Annotated in this window: 22 protein-coding genes; 11 read left to right on the forward strand and 11 right to left on the reverse strand. The window is 42.0% G+C overall.

The window, feature by feature from the left end; genetic code table 11:
* Positions 1 to 138: 138 nt before the first annotated feature.
* From GKS34_RS11110 to GKS34_RS11130, 5 genes are all read right to left on the reverse strand, one after another.
* The gene (locus tag GKS34_RS11110) at positions 139 to 684 is read right to left on the reverse strand and encodes an inorganic diphosphatase (RefSeq protein WP_163384884.1); all 546 of its coding nucleotides are present in this window, start codon (positions 682 to 684) and stop codon (positions 139 to 141) included.
* Between the two features lie 172 nt (positions 685 to 856).
* The gene (locus tag GKS34_RS11115; RefSeq protein WP_163384885.1) at positions 857 to 1972 is read right to left on the reverse strand and encodes a hybrid sensor histidine kinase/response regulator; all 1116 of its coding nucleotides are present in this window, start codon (positions 1970 to 1972) and stop codon (positions 857 to 859) included.
* Positions 1973 to 1978: 6 nt separating this feature from the next.
* Complete coding sequence (locus tag GKS34_RS11120) at positions 1979 to 4111, reverse strand: sensor histidine kinase (protein ID WP_163384886.1); 2133 nt, start codon at positions 4109 to 4111, stop codon at positions 1979 to 1981.
* The gene (locus GKS34_RS11125) at positions 4108 to 4809 is read right to left on the reverse strand and encodes a hypothetical protein (protein WP_163384887.1); all 702 of its coding nucleotides are present in this window, start codon (positions 4807 to 4809) and stop codon (positions 4108 to 4110) included. The genes GKS34_RS11120 and GKS34_RS11125 overlap by 4 nt, the downstream gene beginning before the upstream one ends.
* Positions 4799 to 5911, reverse strand: a complete 1113-nt coding sequence (locus GKS34_RS11130) for a ThiF family adenylyltransferase (protein ID WP_163384888.1) — start codon at positions 5909 to 5911, stop codon at positions 4799 to 4801. Before GKS34_RS11130 ends, GKS34_RS11125 begins: the two co-directional genes overlap by 11 nt.
* A gap of 261 nt (positions 5912 to 6172) precedes the next feature.
* Here GKS34_RS11130 and GKS34_RS11135 point away from each other — a divergent pair, with 261 nt between their 5' ends.
* Positions 6173 to 6637, forward strand: coding sequence for a response regulator (locus GKS34_RS11135; protein ID WP_163384889.1), 465 nt, complete (start codon positions 6173 to 6175; stop codon positions 6635 to 6637).
* Between the two features lie 11 nt (positions 6638 to 6648).
* Here GKS34_RS11135 and GKS34_RS11140 read toward each other — a convergent pair whose 3' ends face one another.
* The 3 genes from GKS34_RS11140 to porX are packed head-to-tail and all read right to left on the reverse strand — an operon-like array spanning position 6649 to position 9855.
* A complete protein-coding gene (locus GKS34_RS11140; protein ID WP_163384890.1) occupies positions 6649 to 7869 on the reverse strand; it encodes an alanine dehydrogenase in 1221 nt (406 codons plus the stop codon).
* Positions 7866 to 8294 (reverse strand): tRNA (adenosine(37)-N6)-threonylcarbamoyltransferase complex ATPase subunit type 1 TsaE, encoded by a 429-nt coding sequence (gene tsaE, locus GKS34_RS11145; RefSeq protein WP_205602059.1) that lies wholly within the window; start codon positions 8292 to 8294, stop codon positions 7866 to 7868. The genes GKS34_RS11140 and tsaE overlap by 4 nt, the downstream gene beginning before the upstream one ends.
* A 7-nt stretch (positions 8295 to 8301) precedes the next feature.
* Positions 8302 to 9855 carry a T9SS response regulator signal transducer PorX gene (gene porX / locus GKS34_RS11150; protein WP_163384891.1) on the reverse strand — a complete coding sequence of 518 codons (1554 nt, stop codon included), beginning with the start codon at positions 9853 to 9855 and terminating at the stop codon, positions 8302 to 8304.
* 53 nt (positions 9856 to 9908) lie between these two features.
* On the opposite strand from porX, the gene GKS34_RS11155 reads away from it, so the two are divergent.
* The 7 genes from GKS34_RS11155 to GKS34_RS11185 are packed head-to-tail and all read left to right on the forward strand — an operon-like array spanning position 9909 to position 16017.
* Entirely contained in the window at positions 9909 to 11150 is a 1242-nt protein-coding gene (locus GKS34_RS11155) for an HD domain-containing protein (RefSeq protein WP_205602060.1), read from the forward strand.
* 15 nt (positions 11151 to 11165) lie between these two features.
* Positions 11166 to 12188, forward strand: coding sequence for a UDP-3-O-(3-hydroxymyristoyl)glucosamine N-acyltransferase (lpxD, locus tag GKS34_RS11160; RefSeq protein WP_163384892.1), 1023 nt, complete (start codon positions 11166 to 11168; stop codon positions 12186 to 12188).
* Between the two features lie 46 nt (positions 12189 to 12234).
* On the forward strand, positions 12235 to 13629 hold the full coding sequence (locus GKS34_RS11165; RefSeq protein ID WP_163384893.1) for a bifunctional UDP-3-O-[3-hydroxymyristoyl] N-acetylglucosamine deacetylase/3-hydroxyacyl-ACP dehydratase: 1395 nt from the start codon (positions 12235 to 12237) through the stop codon (positions 13627 to 13629).
* Positions 13626 to 14405, forward strand: a complete 780-nt coding sequence (gene lpxA / locus GKS34_RS11170) for an acyl-ACP--UDP-N-acetylglucosamine O-acyltransferase (RefSeq protein WP_162342012.1) — start codon at positions 13626 to 13628, stop codon at positions 14403 to 14405. Before GKS34_RS11165 ends, lpxA begins: the two co-directional genes overlap by 4 nt.
* A gap of 1 nt (position 14406) precedes the next feature.
* Positions 14407 to 15042, forward strand: a complete 636-nt coding sequence (locus GKS34_RS11175; RefSeq protein ID WP_163384894.1) for an ABC transporter ATP-binding protein — start codon at positions 14407 to 14409, stop codon at positions 15040 to 15042.
* Between the two features lie 49 nt (positions 15043 to 15091).
* Entirely contained in the window at positions 15092 to 15568 is a 477-nt protein-coding gene (locus GKS34_RS11180) for a hypothetical protein (RefSeq protein ID WP_240459276.1), read from the forward strand.
* Between the two features lie 23 nt (positions 15569 to 15591).
* On the forward strand, positions 15592 to 16017 hold the full coding sequence (locus GKS34_RS11185; RefSeq protein ID WP_163384896.1) for a nuclear transport factor 2 family protein: 426 nt from the start codon (positions 15592 to 15594) through the stop codon (positions 16015 to 16017).
* Positions 16018 to 16033: 16 nt separating this feature from the next.
* Here GKS34_RS11185 and GKS34_RS11190 read toward each other — a convergent pair whose 3' ends face one another.
* A complete protein-coding gene (locus tag GKS34_RS11190; RefSeq protein ID WP_163384897.1) occupies positions 16034 to 18427 on the reverse strand; it encodes an endonuclease MutS2 in 2394 nt (797 codons plus the stop codon).
* Positions 18428 to 18430: 3 nt separating this feature from the next.
* Positions 18431 to 18766 (reverse strand): DUF4296 domain-containing protein, encoded by a 336-nt coding sequence (locus tag GKS34_RS11195; RefSeq protein WP_163384898.1) that lies wholly within the window; start codon positions 18764 to 18766, stop codon positions 18431 to 18433.
* A gap of 106 nt (positions 18767 to 18872) precedes the next feature.
* Between GKS34_RS11195 and GKS34_RS11200 the strand changes: the two genes are divergently transcribed.
* The 3 genes from GKS34_RS11200 to GKS34_RS11210 are packed head-to-tail and all read left to right on the forward strand — an operon-like array spanning position 18873 to position 21679.
* On the forward strand, positions 18873 to 19751 hold the full coding sequence (locus GKS34_RS11200) for a DUF58 domain-containing protein (RefSeq protein WP_163384899.1): 879 nt from the start codon (positions 18873 to 18875) through the stop codon (positions 19749 to 19751).
* Entirely contained in the window at positions 19744 to 20646 is a 903-nt protein-coding gene (locus GKS34_RS11205; RefSeq protein ID WP_163384900.1) for a hypothetical protein, read from the forward strand. The genes GKS34_RS11200 and GKS34_RS11205 overlap by 8 nt, the downstream gene beginning before the upstream one ends.
* The gene (locus GKS34_RS11210) at positions 20639 to 21679 is read left to right on the forward strand and encodes a vWA domain-containing protein (RefSeq protein ID WP_163384901.1); all 1041 of its coding nucleotides are present in this window, start codon (positions 20639 to 20641) and stop codon (positions 21677 to 21679) included. Before GKS34_RS11205 ends, GKS34_RS11210 begins: the two co-directional genes overlap by 8 nt.
* Positions 21680 to 21761: 82 nt before the next feature.
* On the opposite strand, the gene GKS34_RS11215 is transcribed toward GKS34_RS11210, so the two are convergent.
* Positions 21762 to 23183, reverse strand: a complete 1422-nt coding sequence (locus GKS34_RS11215) for a Gfo/Idh/MocA family protein (RefSeq protein ID WP_163384902.1) — start codon at positions 23181 to 23183, stop codon at positions 21762 to 21764.
* Positions 23184 to 23284 lie beyond the last annotated feature (101 nt).

The raw sequence follows: 23284 nt of genomic DNA on the forward strand, positions 1-23284 counted from the left end.
CAATGGGGTATTTCCGTTGCTTAGTTTACCTGCCCGCAATTAAATAAACGTTCCGGGCTGTAATTGTATCGGCATTCCAGATGGAACATGCTGTTAGCAGGTGTCTAATATCCAAATTGACGAAACACTGGAAACCTCTCATTTATACTTCACAGGTCTGATAGCCCTGTCATAAAGTGCGATGGCATCGTTTATGATCCTCATGGCATCTTTCTTTCCCAGAAAATCCTCAACTTTTACTTCTTTGTTCTCCAGCTTTTTATAATCTTCGAAAAAACGATGTGTTTCCTTCATCAAGTGCGGAGGAAGTTCTGAAATATCATCTATATAATTAACCGATTGGTCATCTGCAGCTACGGCAATAATCTTATCATCGGCTTCTCCTCCGTCTACCATTCGCATTACTCCGATGACTTTTGCTTTCACCAAAGTCATGGATGGAATATCAATTTGAGAAATAATCAAAATATCCAATGGATCATGATCCTCACAATAGGTTTGGGGAATAAAGCCATAATTAGCCGGATAATGAACTGCAGAAAAAAGGACCCTGTCGAGCAATAACATCCCGGATTTTTTGTCCAATTCGTATTTCCCCTTACTCCCTTTGGGAATTTCTATTACTCCCATTACATATTCAGGAGAATCATCGCCTATACTGACGTCATGCCAAGGATTAATCATATAAAAAACAATTTAATTAACATTATTTGACATGCAAATTAGCTCCATTTTGCCTGTCAACAAAGGAAACAGGGCAAAATCTTAGAGTAACTAATTTTAAAATAAAGGTCCAAGCCCAGAAGCCTATTTCCCCAAGGAACCTCCCTTAAATGGCGTTAGATGAATATAATTGCTACCTGCCACCTTGAGCTGTATCGGGTTCAGGAGCTCCCAGACTGGGTAAGTCTACGCGAATCACCGTACCCTTTCCCACATCAGATGAAAGGATAACATTTCCCTTCAGTTGTTCCACGGATTCCTTAACCATATACAATCCCAATCCGGACCCCACATTACGCTGCGTGGCGCGATGAAATAGGTTAAACACATCGGTTTGATGCTTTTCTTCGATGCCTATTCCATTATCCGCTACTTCCAAATTAGCTTTCGTTGGACTCGCTTTAATTTTGATCCGAATCCACCCTTTTTCTCCTTCTTTCTGAAACTTGTAAGCATTACTAAAAAGATTATTAATAATCACCCTTATTTTGGACTCATCGGAATAAAACAACCCATCCTGGCCGATATCAAGATTCATTTCAAGAGAACTCAAGTCCCACTTTTCTTTATACTCTGCAACTAATTGATCCAGGATATGTTTAAAATTTATGGATACTACTTTATTCTCGATCTTGGTAGATCGATAAAAGTCCAACATTTTGTAAATAAAATCGTCAAGTTTAAGGGTAGCCGAGTCGATCATTTCAAAATATTCAATGATTCCCGGTTCAAGGACTTCTGTTTTAGCCAATTTTGAAATACCGGAAATACTCATCAATGGTCCTCTGAGCTCATGAGAAAGGCTATAAACAAATTGGTTCATTTCGGAATGCAGTTTTTGCAAGCGCTCGTTTTTTTCCTTTAACTCTTTGCGGGCAAAATAAATCTCAGCAGCATTAATAATCGCATTTTTGATCTGTTCCAGATTCCAGGGTTTGTCAATGAACCGGTATACCTCCCCCCTATTAATTGCATCAATCACGCTGGAAATATCCGAATAGCCTGTCAGCAATATCCGAATCGGATCAGGGTTAATCTCCACCAGTTTTTCAAAAAACTCGACTCCAGTCAGGCCTGGCATCCGCTGATCGGCAATGACCACTTCAAATTCTTTGGTCCTGGCAATTTCCAGTCCTTCCTCTGCATCCAAAGCTGTGTAGACTTTAAACTCCCTCCTCAATGCTGCCTTAAACGAATTCAGATTATTATCTTCATCATCAATGTACAGCACATTGATTTTTTGTTTCATCAGCTGTTAATTTTGATCAATCGGCAATTCAATTATGAAAATAGTTCCTACGCTTTCTTCTGATTCAACTTTTAAAGTACCCTTATGGTTTTCTATGATGGTATATACAATAGACAAGCCCAGCCCCGTTCCTTTTCCGACCGCCTTGGTCGTGAAGAAGGGTTCAAAAATCTTATCCTTCACATGGGGAGGCATGCCAGGTCCATTGTCTTGAATCCTGATGATCACCCGCTGGTTTTCGAAAGCAGTACCAATGGTAAGTTCAGGTTCTCTACCTTCTATAGGATGATCCATGAGGGCATGGATGGCATTGCTAATAATATTCATAAAAACCTGATTTATTTTTCCGGCCAGGCATTCTACCATAGGGATGGAGCCGTAATTTTTGGTCAACTTAATCCTCCCGGACATGTTGCTATTCAGTAGGATTAAGGTACTGTCAATACCGTCGTGTAAGTCGACTTTTTTCACATCTTGTTCATCAACCCTGGAAAACAACTTCAACCCACGAACAATTTCAACAGTCCGCTTGGCGCCATCTTCCATTCCATTGAGCAGCTGTTCTACTTCCTCCAAAAGATACTCGATTTCAATGTCTTCCTCCAATTCTTCAATTTCCGACTTGGTTTCCTCTGTAAACTCCTCGTTTCCTTTCTCTCTATAGACTTCCATCAATTCCAGAATATCTTTCAGATCACGTTTCAAAGGAGATATATTAGAGCTAACGAAGTTAATCGGATTATTGATTTCGTGAGCAATGCCGGCTGTCAACTGACCCAAGGAGGCCATTTTTTCCTGGTTTACAAGCTGAGTCTGGGTATTTTGCAGGTTTTTTAGTGTTTTTTCCAATTCTTCTGTCCTGGATTTCACCATATCCTCCAAATAAAGATTCTGCTCTTTAATAAGTCGCTCATTTTCTTTCAGTGCTTCCAGTTTGTCGAGCTGCTCATGTTCCTTTTCTTTTTTAAGTATATTGATTTTGTCTGCCAATGCAAAAGAAAGTAACAAGGCTTCAATTGCGGTACCTGCCAACAGCGGGAAATTAGCATAAGATCCTAGATCGATTACACGCTGATTATGTAAGATAAATACCACCAAGCCAAAAAGTAAAAAACTCCAGGCTAGCAAGAAAAAATAAGCGGACCGATAACCCTTTCTGGCAGCTATGATCCCTATGGTAAAAAAACAAATGGCCAATACCATCCCATTAAGATCTGTCAGAGAATAACTCCACTGAACGAAGCCAAAAACCCTGAAGATCAAGGCAACTACATATGATAATGGAATAAGATAGAGAAATTTATCGTATTTAGGGAGGTAGACATCCGTTTTTAAAAATAGTTGAATGAAAGGAATAACGAAGATGCTCGAAAGAGCCGTAAACCCAATGATACTTATCTCATACAAGAACGCATTTTCCATCAGAAAAAAATACGAATACCCTGATAGTGACAGTTGGGCCAGGGCGATAAAGAAAATATAAAAACAATAAAAAAGATACACTTTGTCTTTTACAGAGAAATAGAGGATCAAATTGTATAAAAACAACGCAATCATGATCCCGAAATAGGTACTGATGATGATCAGCCTCAAACTGTAATTCTGAAAAAAGGAAACGGAGGGTGAAATTGAAACGTCAAATTCAACCGGAACAGCGGATCTTATTCTGAAGACAAGGATGGAATTGGGTTCTTCACCCGGTACAATTCTAAAAAACGGATTGGGGTTCTTTAAGGGATTTGTTTTTGATAATCCGGTTCCCGCTCTATTGCGGGAGGCAATTTCTCCTGAATCATTAAAACGAAGCAATTCTACTTCTCGAAATGAGGGATTACTTATTTCAACCACATACAAACTATCCTGATGCAACCCATCTATTTCGTCCAAATCCATTTTCACATATAAATCTTCCTCCAATACACCCAAATCAATGGTTTGAAAAGCATCCTTATCAAATAATTCCATGTCTAACGAGGAATAAGTGAAATCCTCCTTTGCGGTGAAATAAGTGAAGTGTTGGAAACGCATGCCCTCATCCTGGCTAAAAACTCCCAAATAATAGATAATCGGAAGGGTAACAAACAAAATCAAAAACAGGGACAAGCCTATGTTCCTCAGGTAATTGTATAAGTGTTTCATTTATCAGGTTTCGGTATCTGAAGTTCAAATTGCAATTCCATCTCACCTTTCGGACCACTTTCGATCGTATTAAAATTTATCTTTTTTCTTAAATCAAAAATATAGGATCTTTCGGCATCTTGGGCATGGGAAAGCTCGTTGATATCATTGATTTCTAACGCTGTGGCAATGAGGCCTTCTTTAGGATAATAGAAGGAACCATTATCTCCTAAAAGCGAAATCACCTGGTATCCCACACTTTTAGAAATACTCAGGGTGACAGGCGAACTGAGTCCAAAGAGTTTTTTCAGATTCAACTGCGGAAGAATTGCAATCCCAACTCTAACCAGGTAAATGCTCCCTATCCCGTAACCGGCTACTTCCCGGCTATTCCACAACCCACAATATTCAGCCACCTCAAGATCCTTAAAATCTGATAGGTAATCATTGATTTGAGGATCAATTTCTCTTATAGCCAGCTCAAAAGGAAGGGGGAAGTTTTCAGTTCTGAGTTGGATTCTTCCCCCACCCAAAATTCGCAAATCATCCATGGACTCAAACAAAATCAGGTAAACGTGCGGGTTTAATGCCCAAGACCGATCAGCAGACGTCACTTTCGTAATCCCATACGACTCCAAAACTTTATGGTGTCCAAAAATATATTTCTCTGTGGCTTCTACATCGTCAATAGCCCTGACTATCCTAACTCTAACCTTCATTCAGATCGATTATTTGGTCCAAATCAACATAAAATCTTCCGGATGCTACTGATAGCCCGAGAAGGATCATTCTGGCATAATGACAACAGGCCGCTCCTCCCAATACTACAGAGGAAGCAAGTTGAGGCCAGGAGGTAATGGATTTTCCAAGTTCCAAAAAACTGTATTTTACCCTTTCGGAAAGGTTGTCAAACTGCAATAATGCCATCATGATTTCTTTACCCCTATCCGGGATTTTTGCCATTAAATCGGCTTCCTCCCCAAAACCACCTAAAAGTCCGTGAAAAATAGGCCGTCCAGGCTCTTGGTCAAATCTTTCTATGTCCATCATACCCCTGTCACTGGTATCCATTATTACCGGTATTCCCAACCTTTTTGCTTTTATTCTACTTTGGATTTTTACCGGCAAACTGTCACATTCTTCGATCAACAAATCTAATTTTTTTCCTTTCCAGGTAAGGAATTCCTCTAAATTAGCCTCCGAAACGCCATCATTAAAAAGGCTAACTTTTAAGTAGGGGTCTATTTCGGCGATTTCCCGGGCCACAATCCATGACTTTTTCAATCCCAGATTGAAGAGACCCGTTCGGATCCTATTCATGTTACTCAAATCCAGTGTGTCAAAATCCGCAATACGCAACTCTCCAAAACATCTTTCCATTGCCAGGCAGAGTGCGACACTTTGACCTACCGACAGGCCAATTACTCCGATAGCTTGCTCCCGAAGCTTTTGCTGTTCTTCTTCTGTGATTTTATACTTATTTCTAATAGTGCGTAACCGGATAAAGTCTTTTTCCTCTAAAACGCGGACCAGGGTTTTCCTCCAGGGATAGTATATCCAATTTCCGCATTCCTGAGCACTATTTCCAGAAGCTTTATAATAATCTATCTTCTTTTCCGACAACTCCTCAAGGCTCAAACTCCTTTTGGGATTCATTGTTTTTATCAGCTCGGTCAATTGCAATTCAAAAGTATCAAAAAACATTACTTTACCTGTATCCTTCAATTTTGTTACTACATTCTTATCTACCTGATCTCTAGGTGATAATATTACAGGTTTCCATGCATGATCAAACTCATTTTTATTAGTTGAGTCGTCCATAATTTTTATGACTAAAATAGGTAATAATATTGGTAAAGTTATATTTTTGTGATTATAAACAATCAAAAATACAGAATTAATTTATTATATTTTTTTTTGTATTTTAGGTTTAATTCCTTAATTTATAAAATAAACTTTTGAATATAAATAAATTACGATTAAACTAATGAATAATATTTGAAAAAGACTGTTATTTTATTTAAAATTAAAATTCAATTTTTTATTCTTTAGAAATTTCAGAGCATTTACGATATTTAAGGCATGGAAAAAGACAAGATCAGGATACTGTATGTAGATGATGAAGTAAATAACCTTAAAGCTTTTAAGGCTACTTTTAGGAGGGATTACAAGATATTTCTGGCAGAATCAGCTGATGACGGCAGGGATATTTTACTGCAGGAGGACATAGACATCATCATTACTGACCAACGCATGCCTAAGGAAAACGGGGTAGACTTTTTGGAGTCCATCATACCCATGCATCCCGATCCCATGCGGATTTTACTTACCGGTTATACGGATATTCAAGCGGTAATTGATGCGATTAACAAAGGAAAAGTATACCATTACCTTACCAAACCCTGGGAGGAAGATTACTTGCGTACCGTGGTGAAAAATGCTTTTGAAGTTTTTTCGCTAAGAAAGGAGAATAAACAACTTACCGATAGTTTGCTTAAGGCCAACGATCAATTAGAGTTTCTTCTCCGGCAAAACCTTCTCTCTTAAGTCTGCTATTTTTAATACCTCGCTGCCAGCAATAGCTGAAGCTCTTTGTGGGCCATTTGAAACTTTCTTCCGAGGTGGGCATTGGTGAGGCTTCCCCGGTAGGTATAAACCCCTTTCATAAACCATTTGTAATTAAAAATCATCTCTTCAGCGCCTCCCAGTTCTGCCATTTGAAGCAAAATCGGAGTAAAGATATTGCTCAAGGAATAAGAAGCCGTTCTGGAAACCCTGGCCGCAATGTTGGGTACACAATAATGGATCACACCGTGTCTTTCATACACCGGGTCGCTATGATTGGTCATTTCTGCTGTCGCAATACAGCCTCCTTGATCTATACTTACATCGATGACAATGCTGCCGTCCATCATTTGGGCAACCATTTCTTCAGAAACGACTATTTTTGGTCTTCCTTTTTCCGCCCGAAGGGCACCGATTACCACGTCTGATTCTCTAAGAGCCTGCCCCAGTACGTAGTTATCAATGGTGGATGTAAAAACCTGCTGTCCCAAAACCTGTTTGATCCTGCGCAACTTGTAAATGTGGTTATCAAAAATTTTGATATTGGCACCAAGGCCCAAGGCGGCTCTTGCAGCATATTCTGCCACGGTGCCCGCCCCAATGATCACCACCTGCGTTGGCGGCACACCTGTTATTCCTCCCAATACCAACCCTTTCCCATCGCTTACACTACTCAAGTACTCCGCAGCGATCAACATCACCGTACTTCCGGCGATCTCACTCATGGCTCGAACTACTGGCATTCCCCCGACCTTATCCTCCAGGTGCTCGAATGCCACAGCAGTGACCTTCTTTCGGTTCAGTTCCTCTATAAATGAGGCCTTCTGTTTGCCCAACTGGAGTGCTGAAATCAGACAGGATCCCTGGCGCATGTACTCAATCTCTTCAAGTGTCGGTGGCTCAACCTTCAATACTACGTCTGCGTCAAAAACCTCCTTACTAGAATAAACTACCGATGCTCCTGCCTCCGAATAATCCTTATCGGAGAACTTCGCCAGTTTGCCGGCATTGGTTTCCACTTTTACCCGTTGCCCGTTTTGAACCAGAAGGGAAACAGCTTCCGGAGTCAGTACAACCCTTTTTTCCTGATCTGCTATCTCTCTGGGTATTCCTATTAGTACATGTGAGCCCTTCTTTTTTACCCGGGCCACAGATTCCTGGGTAAACACTCCCGTTTCCTTTGCTATTTCAGAAAATCCTGATCCCGTTATCATTGGTGGCTAATTTTTACCCTTATATACCTGGTTTCTTCCGTTCCTTTTTCGATTTCTATCAATGCAAAGGTCTCAGGCAAAAAACCAGGGATTTTTTCTGCCCACTCTACAAAGCAGTAATTACCACTGTAGAAATACTCCTCCACACCTATTTCGACTGCCTCCATAGGATCTTCTATTCTGTAAAAATCAAAATGATAGATGATTTTTCCATTTTTGATATCGTATTCATTTACTATGGAAAAGGTAGGGCTACTTACCGGATCTTCTACCGCCAGCAGGCTACAGATTTCCTTGATCAGGGTAGTTTTGCCTGCCCCCATCTCTCCTTTGAATACCCACACGGTGTAATCACGGCATAAATCTAGGATTAATTCGGCGGATTTTGAAATTTCATCCAACTGTTTACATTCCCAGGATTTCAAATGTTCGCTATTTTGGCTGTAAATGAACGATGGGAATGATCATCTCTTCAAGAGAAACCCCACCATGCTGAAACGTATCCTTGTAAAAGTTTACGTAGTAGTTATAATTATTCGGATAAGCAAAGAAGTAATCCTCCACTGCAAATACATAACTGGAGGAAATATTTAACTGAGGAAGTCTGGCATCCTCTGGTTTTTTGATTTCAAACACTTTCCCAGATTCAAAATTAAGGTTTTTCCCTTGTTTGTACCTCAAATTTGTAGTTACATTTCGATCTCCCACGATTTTGTAGGGCTTGTTAACCCGCTTGGTGCCGTGATCGGTAGTAACCACCACTTCTGCTCCTGCCTGGCTTATTTTTTTGAACAATTCAAATAACGAGCTATGCTGAAACCAACTGGTAGTCAGCGAACGATAGGCCGACTCATCAGGCGCTAATTCCCGAATCATTTTCATGTCAGTCCTCGCATGGGACATCATATCTACAAAATTATAAACCAATACGTTCAAGTCATTCTTTACCAGGTTTGGAAACTGATCCAATACTGCTTTGCCCTGATTGGTTTGCAGGATTTTATGGTAACTGGAGCGGATGGAAAGCCGGTTTTTCTTCAGGTTTATTTTTAAAAATTCGGCTTCGTTGTTGTTTTTACCTTCATCCGTATCTTCTTCCTCCCATAGGTCCGGATAAGATTTGGCCATATCCAGTGGCATCATGCCACTGAAAAGTGCATTTCTGGAAAATGCCGTAGTGGTGGGTAGAATACTATAATAGGTTTCGTCTTCTTTTACCGTAAAGTAATCCCGCAGTTGATTTTCAATCATTTCCCATTGATCAAGCCTCAAGTTATCGATTACAATAAAAAACAATGGTTTACCCTCTTTCAATTTCGGAAACACATGCTGTTTCATGACCTGATGGGACAACACGGGCTTGCTAATATTGGGGACATTCAGCCAATCCAGATAATTTTCCTTGATAAATCGGGCAAAATTGACATTGGCTTCCACTTTTTGTGATTCCAAAACTTCTTGCATGCTTTTGTTTTCCGTCTCATCAATTTCCAATTCCCAATAGGTCAACTTTTTAAATATGTCCGCCCATTCTTCATGGTCGATGGCATCGTTATAAGCCATACTGATATTCCTGAAGTCTTGCTGGTAAGAAAGGTTTGTTTTTTCACTGATCAATTGTTTGTTTTGAAGAATTTTCTTCGCTGACAACAGGATTTGATTAGGGTTGATTGGCTTGATTAAATAATCGGCTATTTTTCCGCCAATCGCATCATCCATTATGTGTTCCTCTTCACTCTTGGTGATCATTACCACTGGAATTTGGGGCTTTAAGCTTTTGATCTGCTGCAAGGCCTCCAAACCTGTCATTCCGGGCATCATTTCATCCAGAAACACAAGATCGTAATTTTCCTCCTCTACCTTTTCTACTGCGTCCAACCCACTATTAACGGTGACTATATCATAGCCTTTTTGTTGTAAAAATAAAATATGGGGCTTCAAGAGATCAATCTCATCATCGGCCCATAATATTTTGAAATTTTGCATATCAATTGGTTTAATTCTTTTTAAGTTTACTTACTTTTAAGCATGTTGCCTAAATGAACAGGACATTGAAAAGCCATAAGATAATCAATGACCCGGTCTACGGGTTCATCAACATCCACAGTGAACTGATCTTTGCCGTCATTGATCATCCCTATTTTCAGAGGTTACGCAGAATCAAACAACTAGGTTTGACAGATATGGTCTATCCGGGTGCACTTCATACCCGATTTCACCATGCCATAGGCGCCATGCACTTAATGAGTATCACATTGGATCAATTACGTAACAAAGGAATTGAAATCACTGAACAAGAGTATGAAGCATCCCAAATTGCCATTTTGCTTCATGATATTGGACACGGACCTTTTTCCCACGCGCTGGAATCCATCCTCCTCAAAGGGCTTCACCACGAATCCTTGTCACTTTTGTTCTTTGATGAGCTCAATAAGCAATTTCATGGCCAGCTTTTGTTGGCTAAAGCGATTTTTGTGGGAAGTTACGAAAGAAAATTCTTTCACCAATTAGTTTCCAGCCAGTTGGATATTGACCGCCTGGACTATCTTCAACGAGATTGTTTTTTTACCGGCGTTTCTGAAGGTACGATCGGTGCTGACCGCATCATTAAAATGATGACCATAGTGGATGATCATCTGGTAATAGAAGAAAAAGGAATTTATAGCATCGAAAATTTTCTAAATGCCCGCAGGCTGATGTACTGGCAGGTTTACTTACACAAAACTACCGTCTGTGCAGAGAAAATGCTCATTAACCTTATTCTTCGAGCGAAAGAACTGGTTTCCTCGGGCGTTCCGTTGCCTGGTTCGGTAGAATTGTTGGAATTTCTACAACGTGACCTTTCACAAGAACGGCCAACAGGAACCCCTGATTGGCTGGAGGACTTTTCACAATTAGATGATTATGATGTGTGGGGTGCCATCAAGTTATGGAAAAATAGTGATGATCTGGTCCTGCGTGAGATATCTCACATGTTTTTGACCCGGAGACTATTCAAAATCCAGCTGGTAAACCAACCATTCACTGACGAGGATATTTCTCGAATGAAGTCTGCCGTGCAATCTAAACTAAGCCTTTCCGATGTGGACTTGCCCTATTTTTTCACATCGGGAGAAATCAGCAATTATGGATACCTGGCAGATGACAAAATCTATATTTTGACCAAAAAGGGAGAGGTAATGGATGTGGCAATGGCTGCGGATCTGCCAAACATCAAGGCCATGAGTAAAATTGTTAAAAAATATTATGCTTGTCATGCTAAAAATTTAACTTTACGGTAAAACAAACTATACCTCATGGAATTTACCATCGATCAAATTGCGCAACTTTTAGATGGAAATGTGGAAGGGGATGGTTCGATTAAAATCAGCCGCCTTGAAAAAATACAAGAAGGAACAATAGGAAGCATTGGGTTTTTATCTAACCTGAAGTACGAGCAATACCTCTACAACACCCAATGCTCCGCAATCATTGTTTCGGATAATTTCAAACCTCAGAAAAAAATACATACGACTCTCATCCGGGTAAAAGATCCGTACATTGGTTTTACTAAACTCCTGGAAACCTATAAAGAATTAACAACATCAGAACTACTTGGTACGGAAATGCCCAGCTATATGCACGAAAGCAGTACCATCGGAGAAAAGTTTTTCCGGGGTGCCTTCTCTTACATTGGTAAAGGTTGTACCATCGGCACTAATGTCAAAATTCATCCTCAGGTATACATAGGGGATCAGGTAACAATTGGAGATAATTGTGTGTTTTATCCCGGAGTAAAATTATACTCAGGGACGATCATCGGAAACGATTGCGAGATTCATGCGGGCAGCGTAATTGGATCGGATGGGTTTGGTTTTGCGCCGCAGGAAGACGGTACGTATAAGAATATTCCACAGTTAGGAAATGTAATACTGGAAGACAATGTGAGCATAGGCGCCAATACTACCATCGACTGTGCCACGATGGGATCCACCCGAATAGGCAAAGGAGTGAAAATAGACAATCTGGTTCAAATTGCCCACAATGTAATTCTGGGTGAAAATACGGTAATCGCCTCCCAAGCTGGTGTAGCGGGATCCACCACTGTTGGGAAAAATTGCGTTCTGGCCGGAAAATGTTCCATTGTGGGTCACATACAACTGGCAGACCGAACGACCGTCGGTGGCAACACAGGCGTTATGAAATCGGTCTTAGAACCTGGAAAGACTATTTTCGGCTATATAGGCTTTGATATTAAGGCTTTCTTAAAATCGTATACTATATTCAAAAAATTACCTATACTTCAGGACAAATTAAGAGAGCTGGAAAAAAAACTATAAATTTGTCAGTCATTCGGCAGATCACAGTTATTAGTTAGTTATTTTAATGAAAGTAAAACAACATACCATAAAAAAGCAGGTGACCATATCCGGGGTAGGATTACATACCGGTATTGAAGCCAATATGACTTTTTTGCCAGCAAATCCCAATTACGGATACAAATTTCAACGAATGGACCTGGAAGGGCAGCCGATTATCGATGCAGATGTAGACAACGTGGTGGATGTATCGCGGGGCACGACTCTGGAACAAAGTGGAGCCAGGGTTTTTACCGTAGAGCATGTGCTGGCAGCCCTTGTTGGTATGGAAATAGACAATGTGCTGATCCAACTTAGCGGACCAGAACCTCCCATATTGGACGGCAGTAGTATCCAGTTTATTGATATTCTGGAGGATGCCGGTCTGGAAGAGCAAAATGCCCTTCGCCGGTTTTTTGAGGTTCCGGAAAGCATTCATTATAAGGACAGCGCCAGGGAAGTAGAGATGGCAGCACTTCCCCTGGATGATTTCCGGGTAACGGTGATGGTGGACTACAATTCACCTGTTTTGGGAAGTCAGCATGCCTCTATTACAGACATCAGCCAGTTTCGGCAGGAAATCGCTTCCTGCAGGACCTTTTGTTTTCTCCACGAACTGGAGATGCTTTACAATAACAACTTAATCAAAGGGGGGGATCTGAATAATGCCATTGTGGTAGTAGACCGGGTGGTAGAAGAGGCGGAGTTATCCAATCTTGCCAAAATGTTTAATAAGCAAAAAGTGGAAGTAAAGAAGGAGGGAATCCTTAATAACGTGGAGCTTCGCTATAAAAATGAACCTGCCCGTCACAAACTTCTCGATGTTATTGGTGACCTGGCCTTGGTAGGCAGGCCGCTAAAAGCTCAAATTCTGGCAGCAAGGCCCGGACATGCAGCCAACGTGGCGTTTGCCAAAAAAATAAAGCGGGCCATGGAAAAAGCAGGCCCCATGAATATCCCTTACTACGACCCAAAATCTCCTCCGGTCCTCGATATCAACCAAATTAGTAACATTTTACCGCACAGGTACCCTTTTCAGTTGGTGGATAAAATCATCTATCTGGACAACAAGGTGGTAGCTGGAGTAAAAAACGTAACCATCAACGAACCGTTTTTTATGGGTCATTTTCCCAATAATCCTGTCATGCCAGGAGTGCTCCAAGTGGAAGCCATGGCACAGACCGGAGGAATTTTGGTTTTGAGTACCGTAGAAGACCCCGAAAATTATTGGACCTACTTCCTTAGCATCGAAAACTGCAAATTCAGAAAAATGGTGCTGCCCGGTGACACCTTAATTTTCAAATGCGAATTACTAAACCCAATTCGCAGAGGAATCGCAAAAATGAAAGGCGAAGCCTTTGTTGGAAACGCCCTGGTTTGTGAAGCCGTAATGACCGCCAGTATCGTAAGAAAAGACGCATGATCAATAAATTATCCGAAATAAGTGAAAAGGCCCAACTAGGGAAAAACGTTTCTGTAGAAGCGTTCTCCTCCATCCATGCCAATGTGGAAATTGGAGATGGCACTTGGATTGGTTCCAATGTGACCATTTATCCCGGGGCAAGAATTGGGAAAAATTGCCGCATTTTCCCCGGAGCCGTAATCGCAGCCATTCCGCAAGATCTGAAATTTAAAGGGGAAGATTCGCTGGTTGAAATAGGAGACGAAACAACCATTCGGGAATTTGTAACCATCAACCGCGGCACCGCTGATAAGCAAACCACCAAAATCGGGAAACAATGTCTTTTGATGGCTTATGTTCACATTGCGCATGACTGCCTGATCCACGATCGGGTAATCATTGCCAATTCAGTACAAGTTGCTGGTCATGTGACGATTGATGACTGGGCCTTTATCGGTGGAAGCAGTGCAATCCATCAATTTGTGAAAATCGGCATGCACAGTATGGTATCCGGCGGTTCTCTAGTTCGGAAAGACGTTCCCCCCTTTACCAAAGCGGCACGCGAACCCCTGAGTTATGCAGGTGTCAACTCCCTGGGTCTCCGTAGAAGGGGCTTCGAGGGAAAAACCATTAGTGAAATTCAGGAAGTCTACCGATACCTTTTTTTAAATAGCTGGAACAATAGCAGGGCATTGGAAGAGATCGAAATCAATCTCCCCGCAACCAAGGAGAGGGATGAGATAGTGAATTTTATCCGCTCTTCGGAAAGGGGTGTAATGAAAGGATATATTCAATAAAATGTTTTCTGTAGACCTAAGCCTGGGCGGAAAAAAATTTCAAAGAGAATGGATTTTTAAAGCGTTAAGCCTCCGGGTTTCCAGCGGTGAAAAAATAGCCATCACTGGCGGAAATGGTTCTGGAAAATCTACGTTAATCAAATGCCTTTCTGGCCAAATGCCCCTCACCGAAGGGGAATTGAACTTCAAATCAGGAGATTACAGCATATCAATGGATGACGTCTACAAGCATCTCGTGATCAGTGCTCCCTATCTCGAACTACCCGAAGAGTTTACTCTTGAAGAGTTTCTTCGCTTTCATTTCTCCTTTAAAAAACTGGATTCCCCGGTGCCGTTTGGAGAATTGGTGGAATTGCTCCATCTGAAAAATGCTGTCAACAAACCCATTTCCCTTTTTTCATCTGGGATGAAACAACGGCTAAAGCTCGGAATATGCTTTTTTTCTCAATCCCCGCTGGTGCTGTTGGATGAACCTACTTCTAATTTGGATGAAAAAGGAATACAGTGGTATCGCAACCTGATAGCTGATTTCGGGAAATCCAAATGCCTGCTTATTGCATCTAATGATTCCAGGGAGTATGACTTTTGTGAACAAATCCTTTGTCTTGAAGATTATAAAAGGCAAAGATTACTTTGATAAATTTTGGAATTGATTAATTTTACTTCTTTAGGAATAGTCTATGAAAATGGCAGGGAGATTTTATTGGACAATACTGTTTTTTGTTGCGGTTATGGCCTGCAATGGGAGCGGTAGTGACGAACCGGAAAAGACAGTTGAGGAGCTCGCTATCGAAAAACTGGCCGGCGCCACTGGAAGCCAAACCTGGACCATTAGAAACGGGGGCTCTGTATCCAAAGACGGAACGCTACAAACCGACACTTTTACGGATTTCGAGATCCGATTTATCTCCAACAATACAGGAAAAAACTACATCACCGAAAACAGCAACCTGCTATTTGACAGCAACGGCAACTGGGCATTCGAGGGTGAAAATTACGATAAGATCATCCTTTCCGGAATCCAGCCTGCAGCTAACCGGGAAATATCCTTTACCAGAAATCAAAATCGACTCCGGCTGGAATGGAATGTTCCTGCGCCGCAAAATGCACGTGTAAGCGCTTTAGCCGGGTTCTATGTGTTTGATCTGGTTTTAATGGAATAAACCTACCTTAAACAAATAAACCCATGAACAAGTACCTACTTATTATTTTTTTATTTTCTGCCTCCGCGGTGTGTGCCCAAAGTAAAGAGGTGGCTGCCGTAGAAAAAGCGGTGGCTGATTTGGTGAAGGCGATGGTCGATGGAGACGAATCTCAGTTAAAAATGCTGACAGATCCCCAATTGACCTATGGGCACTCGAATGGCCTAATCGAAAACCAGTCCGAATTCATCCATGCGCTAAGCTCTGGAGAGTCTAATTTCACCGAAATCACTATTGAAAATCAGACCGTGGACATTAAGGGAAAGATTGCATTGGTCAGGCATTTTCTCATTGGTGCGACCCATAACCAAAACAGTGACCCCGCTCCTGTAAATTTGGGTGTTTTAACTGTTTGGCACAAAAAAGGTAAAAATTGGACCCTATTGGCAAGACAAGCCTACAAACGGTGATAATCCGTCTCCGCTTTTATGCTTTAAGTTGAACAAGGGTAATCCCCGATCCTCCCCTATCTGCATGCTCATCGGAAAATCCGGCTACAGACGGCATTTTACTGATCAGGTTTCGGGTCAATCCTCTTAAGATCCCATCTCCTTTGCCGTGAATGATTTTGAGATCATTCATGCCAAGCATATAACCTTCGTCTATAAAATTTTGAATCAGGGGAAGCACCTCTTCCCCTCTTTTCCCACGAATATCCAAATTTGGAGAGAAATCCACCATTTTGGACATGGTATCGTAGCTTATCCGCTTTTCAACCGCCTTCTTTTCTTTTTTCAAAGAGGTATTGGATATCTTTTCCAGTCGATTCAATTTAACTTTTGATTTGAGATCTCCAATAAGAATGGATGCTTGCATTCCCCGGATTTCCAACACTTCAGCCAACGCACCATTATCTTTCACCCGCACCTGATCCCCCGGCTTCACTTCCCCTTCCAGCACTTTTATCGCTTTTGGTGGTTCCTCAGCCTGCTTTTCGGGTTTTATGGTAGTCTTGTGTGCCTCCAGCTCGTTTCTTAGTTGACGTGTAGTCGCTTTATCGGCCTGAGATTCCTTGATGGACCGAATGGTGTGTTCAATCTTTTTATTTGCATCCTCCAGAAGTAGCTTAGCTTGAGCCTTGGCTTCGTTAAGAATGGCTTTTCGTTGATCGTCCAGAGTAGTTTTGAGTGAATTGTATTCTTGAAGTCTTTGGCTGAGAAGCCGGTCTTTCCGTTGGGCTTCTGCCATCAGGGTTTCGTATTTGCTCTTTTCACTTTCCACTCTAAGCAGAAGTTTGTCGTACTTTACGCGGGTTTCCCCTACCTGTGCCTTTGCATGGAGAATTATCTCATTCGGTATCCCAATCTTTCCGGCTATTTCAAAAGCGAATGAACTTCCCGGTTTCCCGATCTCCAGTTCATATAAGGGTTCCAACTTTTCCACATCATACCGCATGGCCCCATTGACCATCCCCGGACTTTTGGAGGCAAGTTGTTTCAGATTCCCGTAGTGAGTGGTCACGATTCCATAGGACCCGGATTTATTTAAATCGGTCAATATTGCCTCGGCTATCGCGCCTCCAAATTGCGGTTCAGTACCGGTTCCGAATTCGTCTATGAAAAATACGGTTTTTTTATTGGCATAAAACGTAAAATGTTTCATGTTCATTAAATGGGAGCTATAGGTACTCAGGTCATTTTCGATGTTTTGCTCGTCCCCGATATCGATAAAGAATTGGTCAAAAATACTGCAAATAGAATTGGGTTCCATAGGCACTAACAACCCGCATTGGTACATATATTGCACCAATGCTACGGTCTTTAGAGTAACGGATTTGCCTCCTGCATTGGGTCCGGATATTACCAAAAGCCGATGATTGGGATCGAGTCGAAGACTAACGGGAACAATCGCCTTTTTTTGTTGCCGAAGGGCCATTTCCAGTAGAGGATGTCTTGCTTTTTCCCAAGACATTTCCCTGCCAGTAGCCATTTCCGGGTTTACTCCATTTATTTTGAGCGCAAATTTGGCTTTGGCCCGAATGAAATCTACCATTCCTAAAAAATAAAATGCCCTGCGGAGGGCCGGAATGTACATCCTCAATTCATCGGTGAGCTTTGTCAGTATTTTCTGAACTTCCCTGCGTTCCATGTACTCGAGGTCTCTGATATCATTGTTGATATCCAAAACCTCTGCCGGTTCCAGATATACCGTCTGCCCCGTGGCTGATTCGTCGTGAATAAAGCCCTTGATGCGCTTTTTATATTCTGCCAATACAGGAATTACCATACGCCCTCCCCGGATCGTAACAGATGCGTCCTCAGGGGTAAAGCCCTGGGCTTTTACCGACCGGTATATTTGGTCCAGCACTTTACGGATCCGACTTTCCTCATAGGCCAGCTGTGTTCGAATCAGATTCAATTCCTGCGATGCGTTATTTTTTATCTTACCCTTCTCGTCCAGCACCCGCCCAATGCTTTTTTCCAAGGGAATGTCCTCCTCCACCATGCCCAGCAATTGAAATAACTGCGGGTATTCCTCCTTAAATTTGTTCAAGAATGAAACACATCCTTCCAATGTTTTCAGCCCCAGCCTGACTTCATGAAATTCATCTTCAAACAGGAAGGTACCCTCAATCTTAGCCTTATCCAGGTAAGGGTAAATATTGACGAAATTAGAAGCAGGAAAAGGCTCACCTGAAACCAAGATTTTCCGGAATTCATCTGTTTGAGACAACAGTTTGGTTAGCAATTTCCGGTCTTTGGAAAAAGAGACTTTCTTTACAAAATCCGCTCCCAAACTACCAGTACACTCTTCTTTGATCAATTCTTTGATTTTATCAAAATCGATCTTTTCTTCCAGATTTGCAGGGTATAATTTCATTAATTATCGGGCGATTTTTTCTCTTAAGGTCAACGAATCAATCGTTCGTTCGTAAAGGTATTCCATTTTGGAGGCGTCCAGCAGGTAATGTTCCAGACTGTTGATATACACCGTATCGGCAATTCCGTGCTTTTCAAAAATTTGTTTTTCGAGAATGGGGTAAAGTACTTTGGTTGAATCATAGGGAATGGAAAGGGACTGGACAAAACCCTCAGCCAGGTGGATGTCAACTAATATTTCCACCATCTTATCCTCTGATAATAGCTCCTCTGGTTTCTCCTTGCCATCGCAGGAAACCAGCAATATGAAAAGAGCGAATACACTATAAGTTAATTTCACAGCACAAAATTACCCAATTCCTTTTACAATTGGCAATAAGTAAAGGCGAAGTCGTTTTATTATTCAAGGGAGACTGCTAAATTAGGCTTTTCATTGAAACTGAAAAATGAACCAACTGATTAAAAAACTGAGAAGATATGAAATCATCCTTAGAAAAGTGGCCAACAGCCACCTTCAGGGTGACCATCAATCCATTTTTAAGGGTGCCGGTTTGGAATTTGATGACCTCAGGCCCTATCAGTATGGTGACGATATCAGAACGGTAGAATGGAAGGTATCTGCCAAGGGTCACGGGACTTTTGTAAAAACCTTTAAGGAGGACAAAGACCAATCTGTCTATTTTCTTCTAGATATCAGCGGTTCCCAGGACATCGGGAGTAAGGAAAGAAAAAAAATTGACCAAGGCAGAGAAATTGCTGGGGTCTTAACCCTGGCTGCTGTTCACGAGGGATCTCAAGTGGGGTTAATAAGTTATTCGGACGAAAAAGAGAAAATCATCCTTCCCGGAAAAGGGAGCAGGCAAGCCGTAAAAATCATCAAAGGGATCTTTGACCAGGAAAAAAAATCTCAGGGTACTGACCTCAATGGAATGTTTACCTTTTGTCTCAATCTAATCAAAAAGCGAAGCATTCTTTTTGTAATTTCCGACTTCATTGATTCAGAATACGAACGCCCGCTAAAAGCATTGGCCAAGAAACACGATCTGGTAGTCTTGCAAATGACCGACCCAATCGAATCCGCCCTCCCTTCTCTAGGGATTATTCCTGTTTTTGACAAGGAGGGTGGAAAGACTACCTGGGTAAATACCGCTTTTGGTGGTTTTTCCCGAAAAATAGCTTCTTCTTTTGGCTCGGAAAGAGACCATCTCAGGGAATTTTGTAAAAGAAATCAGATCAATTACCTTCAGATAGACACCCGAAAAGATATCGTCCTTCCATTAATGGAATTATTCAAGTTAAGAAACAAAACCATGAAACGTGGATAAAGTAGTGAAGCTGTTGGTATTGGCGGTATTCCTGATGGCACAGCCTTACCGGATACAGGGACAGGAAATATCCGTTGAAGGGTACTTTATGGAGGATTCAGCCAGATTGGGCGAACGAGTGGGCTATGTACTCAAAGCCCAATACCCAAGCGACCTTCCAGTACTTTTTCCGGATTCTACCTACCGTTTCGGGGATTTCGAGTTGCTGGAAAAACAAACCTTCGCCTCCATTTCTGATGATCAAACCACCTTGGATAGTGCCGTTTATTGGTTGGCAAACTTTTCTCTTGATTCTGTCCAAAATTATCGCATTCCGGTATTTGAAATTCTCAAATACGACAGCATAAGCCATTTCCCTGAAGCCGCTTCCCTGAACCTGATTTTTACTATTGATGAAATTCCGGAGGAGTTGGCCTTTCGCCAAAATGACAATTACCAGATAATCCCTTCCTATTTTAACTACCCCTATCTTATTATAGGCCTGGTAGCGGCCCTGATTCTCCTGGTTGGAGCAATTTATTTCTTTGGCGATGGCTTGAAAAAACGTTGGCAAGTTCGCCGCGAGAAAAAGAAATGGAAACGGTTTTTGGGTAATTGGGAACTTTCCATGAAAAAATTGGTGGAAAATCCTCAGATCCAGGAAGCAGATGAACTTCTGGGGCTTTGGAAAAGCTATTTGGAAACCCTTACCGGACGACCTGTCAAAGAGTGGACTAGTACCGAAATTTCTATCTTCCTCCAGCAACCGGACGTTATTAAAGATTTCCGGAAGATCGAATTAATCATTTATGCCAATCGGGTAGATAGCAATATCCGGGAGGCTTGCGAAAATTTACTTCAAATTTCAAAGCGGCAATTGGAAGAAAAAATTGAAAAAATTCAACATCATGAATGACATCTCTTCCTATATCTCCTGGAACTGGTTTTTACCGGAAACACTACAGTCATTTGAATGGGAGAATTTTTTCCTGCTTCATTTGATTTGGGCGATTCCTTTGTTTTTGCTGCTCAGAAAATTCATCAAATTCCTAAAAAAACCAGTCCTGGAGCTTTCCCTACCAAAAAAGGCTTCAAAGAAAAATTTCTGGACCTATTTAAGACTCATTCCCTCCCTTTTTTTTCTATTTGCCCTATGGATGGTGGTGATCGCCCTCGCTCGTCCTCAGCGCACCAATGAAAAAGTGGAACAATACACCGAAGGGATAGACATCATGTTGGTATTGGACATTTCCGAATCCATGGATTTACAGGACTTTTCTCCCAACAGGTTGGAAGCGGCTAAAGAAACGGCAATCGATTTTATCAATGGTCGCATCGCAGACCGGATCGGAATGGTCATCTTTTCCGGTGAGGCCTTCTCCCTGGCTCCCCTTACCACTGACTACGAACTATTAACAGACTTGGTAGGAAGCATTACCTTTAATATGATGGATGCCAAGGGTACCGCCATTGGCAGTGCGGTGTCTACTGCCACCAACCGGATGAGGGAATCAGAAGCTAAATCCAAGGTCATGGTACTACTCAGTGACGGGGATAATAATGCAGGAAACGTAGATCCGGTTTTTGCTGCGCAGCTTGCGGAGGCAATGGATATTAAAATCTACACCATCGCGGTTGGAAAGGACGGAATGGTCCCCTATGGCACGGACTTCTTTGGTAGACCCCAAATGATTGAGAGTTACCTAAATGAAGAAACCCTTCGAAACATCGCCCGCATTACCGAAGGTGAGTTTTTCAGGGCTTCTGACGATGGTGCTTTGGAAACCATTTTTACAAAAATTGACGAACTGGAAAAAGCAGAAATCATTGAGTCCCGGTACAAAGAGACCATGGACTACTACAGGCCGTACCTTTTTTGGGGTATTTTGTTCTTCTTCGTTTGGATGTTATTAAAGAGCACATTTTTTAACAATTTCTTATTGGATTAGGGGTATTTTAGGCTATCCTGAATATAAAAGCCCGGTCCAAATTTGACCGGGCTTGGCATATCCATGCAATTAATTGCAAAAATCAAGTCATTTCCCAACCTGGACGGACCGGTTCCCGGATGTATTTGTCTGCCGCATCCAGTCCTATGGCTTTGAGGTTTTTTGAATCCCAATGAATTTTTTGCCCTCCCATTCGTAAGGACAGAACTCCCAAAAGGGTAATCTCTGTAAGGTGCGCCCCATATTCAAAATTGGCACTTGCAGCAGGACCGCCCTTAATGGCATCCACCCAATCTCTGAAATGGCCATTCGACCTGGGGATGACTTCTGCTGGTTTTCTCATGCTGGCTGCCAAGCTCTCAGGAAACACGTGTGGTACCCGGTTCCCGCCATTGACAATGATGCCCTTATCTCCAACGAACAAAGTCGCACGGGAAGGCCATTGATAGTCTGCAGGAAGTGAAGGATGTAAGGGAGGTTTTAACCCACCAGAATACCAGGTTAACTTTATGGGCTTTCCGGTGTTGTTCTCCGGAAAATGATAATATCCTATTTCCCCATAGGGAGCGATGTGCTCGTTACTAAATCCTGCCGGAAAAACTTCGATGGTTTTCGGGTAGCCCAGTTCAAATGCCCAGGTAGCCGCGTCCATGTCGTGGCAGCCAAAGTCTCCTAAAGCACCGCAGCCAAAATCCCAGAAATCCCGCCAGGTAACCGGTGAATACCACTCGTGATAGGGCCTGTTGGCGGAAGGTCCAAGCCAAAGATCCCAGTCCAATCCATGGGGCTTGGGGGTGCCTTCTTCGGGTACACTTTCTATTTCAGGAATCCAGCGGGAAGCAGGGACCCAGGAATGAGTTTCCTTTACCTCTCCGATCACTCCAGCTCGTAAATATTCTACGGTCTGCCGGATACCATCTGTGCTGTGCCCCACATTTCCCATTTGGGTGGCCAAACCGGTTTCTTGGGTCAATTGCTTGACCATCCTGGCTTCCCAAATATTGTGAGTCAGGGGCTTTTCGCAATAGACATGTTTTCCGGCTTTCATTGAAGCATAGGTCACATAGGCGTGGGTATTGTCTGGAGTGGAGCAACAAATGGCATCCAATCCCTTTTCTTTTTCCAGCATTTCTCGGAAATCCAAATACTCATTGAGTTTGTAATTTTCAGTTTTGTCTTCGTAATGACCCTCAACCAGTCGCTTCACCGGACCCCGACCCGCAATGGACCGGTAATAAAAATTCGCTAAATCCCAGTATTCTCCCGGGTCGGCAATTGCGGTAATCTGAACATCATCCAGTTTCATCAGGTCGAGCGCATTTTGACGACCCTTTCCCCCTACGCCGATCATTCCTACATTGACCTTATCACTGGGGGCCACATGACCCTTTCCCCCAAGCACAAACCTTGGGACTATAAAAAAACTCGCTGCACTGAGGGAGGCTGTTTTGACAAAATTTCTTCGGGAATCATTCGTTTCGCTTTTATTCGGTTGTTTATTCATCTTTAGCTCTTTTTATGTGATTTAAATTTTAAAAAAGACAATTCTTATTCTCCTAATAATAAAGTAGATTTCATCCTTCAATTTTCGCCAAATCAACTACT

The organism is Cyclobacterium jeungdonense (assembly GCF_010994275.1).
GTDB classification, from domain to species: Bacteria; Bacteroidota; Bacteroidia; order Cytophagales; family Cyclobacteriaceae; genus Cyclobacterium; species Cyclobacterium jeungdonense.